The organism is Dolichospermum lemmermannii CS-548, from assembly GCF_028330815.1.
Classification (GTDB): Bacteria; Cyanobacteriota; Cyanobacteriia; order Cyanobacteriales; family Nostocaceae; genus Dolichospermum; species Dolichospermum lemmermannii.
Genome location: NZ_JAQMTJ010000129.1, coordinates 1 through 3270, shown reverse-complemented (window position 1 = coordinate 3270; position 3270 = coordinate 1). Strand labels below are relative to the sequence as shown.

At 37.5% G+C, this 3270-nt stretch carries 3 protein-coding genes and 1 pseudogene; 2 read left to right on the top strand and 2 right to left on the bottom strand.

Going from position 1 to position 3270, the window contains the following annotated elements; all coding sequences use genetic code 11:
* The first annotated feature begins 117 nt into the window (after nt 1-117).
* Together PN450_RS08625 and PN450_RS08620 are read left to right on the top strand one after the other, a co-directional pair.
* The gene (locus tag PN450_RS08625; protein WP_271836022.1) at nt 118-639 is read left to right on the top strand and encodes a tetratricopeptide repeat protein; all 522 of its coding nucleotides are present in this window, start codon (nt 118-120) and stop codon (nt 637-639) included.
* A 21-nt stretch (nt 640-660) separates the two neighbouring features.
* A complete protein-coding gene (locus PN450_RS08620; RefSeq protein WP_271836021.1) occupies nt 661-1476 on the top strand; it encodes a DUF3153 domain-containing protein in 816 nt (271 codons plus the stop codon).
* Between the two features lie 2 nt (nt 1477-1478).
* Here PN450_RS08620 and PN450_RS08615 read toward each other — a convergent pair whose 3' ends face one another.
* Nucleotides 1479-2111 (bottom strand): hypothetical protein, encoded by a 633-nt coding sequence (locus PN450_RS08615; protein ID WP_271836020.1) that lies wholly within the window; start codon nt 2109-2111, stop codon nt 1479-1481.
* A pseudogene (locus PN450_RS08610) lies at nt 2086-3129 on the bottom strand (urease accessory protein UreH domain-containing protein); the annotation flags it as partial. The gene PN450_RS08615 and the pseudogene PN450_RS08610, both read right to left, overlap by 26 nt.
* Between the last annotated feature and the right edge of the window lie 141 nt (nt 3130-3270).

Genomic DNA, 3270 nt, shown 5'->3' with positions numbered 1-3270 from the left:
ACTGACAACTGACAACTGTACGGGCGAAGCATTTGGAGAACTATTTTTGGCAATGACCGATAATTTATCTTCCAAATGCTTCGCCCCTACTGACAACTGACAACTGACAACTGACCAATGACCACAGAAAATTTAGAACTCGCTAAATCTCATTATCAAATGGGGACAACTGCTTTTGAAAATGGTCAATATCGGAAATCTGTAGAAAATCTAGAAACAGCCAGCACCCTATTAGAAAAAAATACCCATTTTGCTGGTGAAGTAGACATTTGGTTGGTGAATGCTTATGAAGCTGCGGGACGTTCGGAAGAAGCGATAAATCTTTGTCAACAACTCATTCGTCATCCCCATTATGAAATTCGTCAACAAGCAAAGCGCCTACTATATATTTTAAAAGCGCCCAAACTTAACAGACCTAAAGAATTGATGACAGAAATTCCCGATTTGGACATAACTTCTGATCACAAATCCAAAATAGTTGTCACTTCTCAATCTAAAAAATCTACATTTAAACAAAAACCTGGAGAACGAGAATATATTGACCTGAATACAGTCAATACTAAAGATAATAATTTTGTTTGGGTAGCTTTAATTGCTGTTGGTTTAACAATTTCCTATTTAGTTTGGTTAAGTTTTTAGTAAATAAGGAGAAATTTAGTCATGAATGTATTCACTTTCATTAAGATGATATTACAATTAAGCAAATCTGTGTTTTTTTTAATTAGGAAAATTGGAAAATTTACCAAAATTAAACCTATTGTATTTATGGTAATTTTTTCTTCATTACTATTATCTGGTTGTGTAAAGTATGATTTAGGAGTCAACTTTAACAGCACTAATAATGGTGAATTAGTACAACATATTAAATTATCGGAAAAAATCACTATTTTTAGTAGTGATTATCTATCACAATGGTTAAAAACTTTAGAACAACGAGCGCGACAATTAGCAGGTTCAACAGAGAGAATTTCACCATCAGAAATCGTTGTTAAAATTCCCTTTACCAGTGCAAAGGAATTACAAGAAAAATTCACTGGCTTTTTTAATACTCGAACTGATGAAGATGGTAATGGTTCGGGAATATCAAATATTACTTCAACTTTAGTTGCAGAAGATACGAATTTTTTCCTATTTTCCAGAAATCATTTAGTTTATGATTTAGATTTGCGTTCTTTGGCTATGCTGACCACTAAAGGTGATAGTTCTATTGTCAATCTAGACTTTAGCCTACAGACACCTTGGGGAGTCAAGAATATTGAAAATGATGAAAATGCTATCCAACCAGAAAAGCATGGTAATCAACTGCTATGGACAATTAAAGCAGGGGCTATAAATCATGTAGAGGTAGTTTTTTGGTTGCCGAATTTTCTGGGAATTGGGACTTTGTTAATTATCGGATTTGTGTGGTTAGGATTATATCTGAGATATACATTTTTACCAAATCCAAGTATTCAGTTAACTGCCAAAAAAGACTAACTTTAATTATTCTTCTTCATTGTTTGCACCAAGAAAACTAAAATCCCTCCAGACAGCAGCAAAATTCCCAACCAAATCAAAGGTTGTGCTAATCCAATTGTTGTTCCTTGCTGATTCTCATTTACACTTGGCCTAGATTGAAGAGTATCTATATTCTTTCCTGTAGTCACAGTGACAACAAACTTTAACTCAAAAGGTTTAAAACTTCCTTCAGTCACAGGTTTACCACTTAATTGCAACTGATAAGCCCCTGGTTTGGGAAAAGTTACTTCTGCCCCTGGAATGCCTTGATAACGTTCAGCTTGAATAGGTTTTAATGGAGGTTCAAGTAATGCTGGTTCTCCCACTGCATGAGGTTCAGCATAAATAGCCAACTGACAATTACAATCTTTTAAAGGAATTACCTTACCACCTTTCCGAGTCAGGGCAAACCAAGCTTGAGTAACTTCTCCAGCGCGAGGATTATCATTAGGTTCTATATGGATAGTAGCACCAACATCTGCCGATATTTTCACCGTATGGGCTAAAACTTGAGTATTTGTAGTAACTATTAAACCAAATAAAACTAATAATAGATACTTGATTTTGTGTGCAGGAGAAATAGTTAATTTACCGCGATTTATTGGGAGGAACATAAAATTTTTCTAGACGTAAATATAACCAAGAATACCGCGAACGGATCAACAATACAGCTAAGGTAATTAGACTCAGTAACACGGCTGCTAATTGGTTTTGCCAACTTAATCTTACAGCCCCCAGATAATGAGAACCAATCATAACCGTATGAATAGCACTCAATAACAAAGCTGGTACACTCAAAAGATGAATATGCCGCCAATGTTTACCTAAGGACTTTTGCATAACATCAAAACTTGTACAAGCCGCAGGGAGCATTAATACCAAAGCCACAGCCCCTGCACTCATTCCCCACTGAAATTCTAACGGTAAAAACCAAAAAGCGGTAAGATTCCAGTCTAGTGAGTGTTCAAGATTATGGATAGTATGTACTACCGAAAGCACAAAAGCCCCAACGCCCAGCGCCCGACGGTAACGCAGAGGTGCAGACCAAAAACTATTCACAGGCCGGGCAATCAATGAGAGATCTAAACAAATTAAGGCAGCGTGTCCGCTATAGTCCGTCATCGTATCCCCTGTCCGCAATAGGGTAATAGCACCAATAATCAGAGTTACCCACCCACCCAAGCGAAATAATTGACTCCGCTGATCTTGACTAATTAACGCCGTGGAAACACCTAGTCCCAACATGATGGGTAGTGTGCCAATTCCAAAAGCTAACATTGTTGCTGTAGCTTGCCACAAATTCCCTGTAGCCGCAGCTTTAATTTGAGCCGCATATAAAAAACCACAGGGCATTAATCCCCAAGTCATGCCTAAAAGTGCCGGTGTCCACCATTGAGTTTGTGCAGATAATTTCAGCATGGCCGCACTCAGACGGTTGTGTAAATTCCCTTTTAATATGGGGTGTAATAGGGGTATATGCGGTAAAAAATCGGGTTTAACTTGCCCTAAACCAAACCAAATCAGCATTATACCTGTAATAATAGCTATCCACCGCCGCAAATCACTACCAACTCCCGCCAGTTGTCCACCTTCTACTAATACTGAGCCTAGTGCGCCAATACCAGCACCGACGAACCTGAGTTCGATGTAAGAAAACCAGCTAAAAATGAGTATTCAAAAGGGTTAGAGGCTTTTCTGGAAAGAGCCTATATTCTCAATAAACATTAATTATTGAGAATTAATAGGAAACCAGCCTAGATTTAAGTAAATTTT

Excerpts from the sequence above, each read along its gene's own strand:
- PN450_RS08625 (WP_271836022.1), top strand. The coding sequence starts at position 118 with ATGACCACAGAAAATTTAGAACTCGCTAAATCTCATTATCAAATGGGG.
- PN450_RS08620 (WP_271836021.1), top strand. The coding sequence starts at position 661 with ATGAATGTATTCACTTTCATTAAGATGATATTACAATTAAGCAAATCT.
- PN450_RS08615 (WP_271836020.1), bottom strand. The coding sequence starts at position 2,111 with ATGTTCCTCCCAATAAATCGCGGTAAATTAACTATTTCTCCTGCACAC.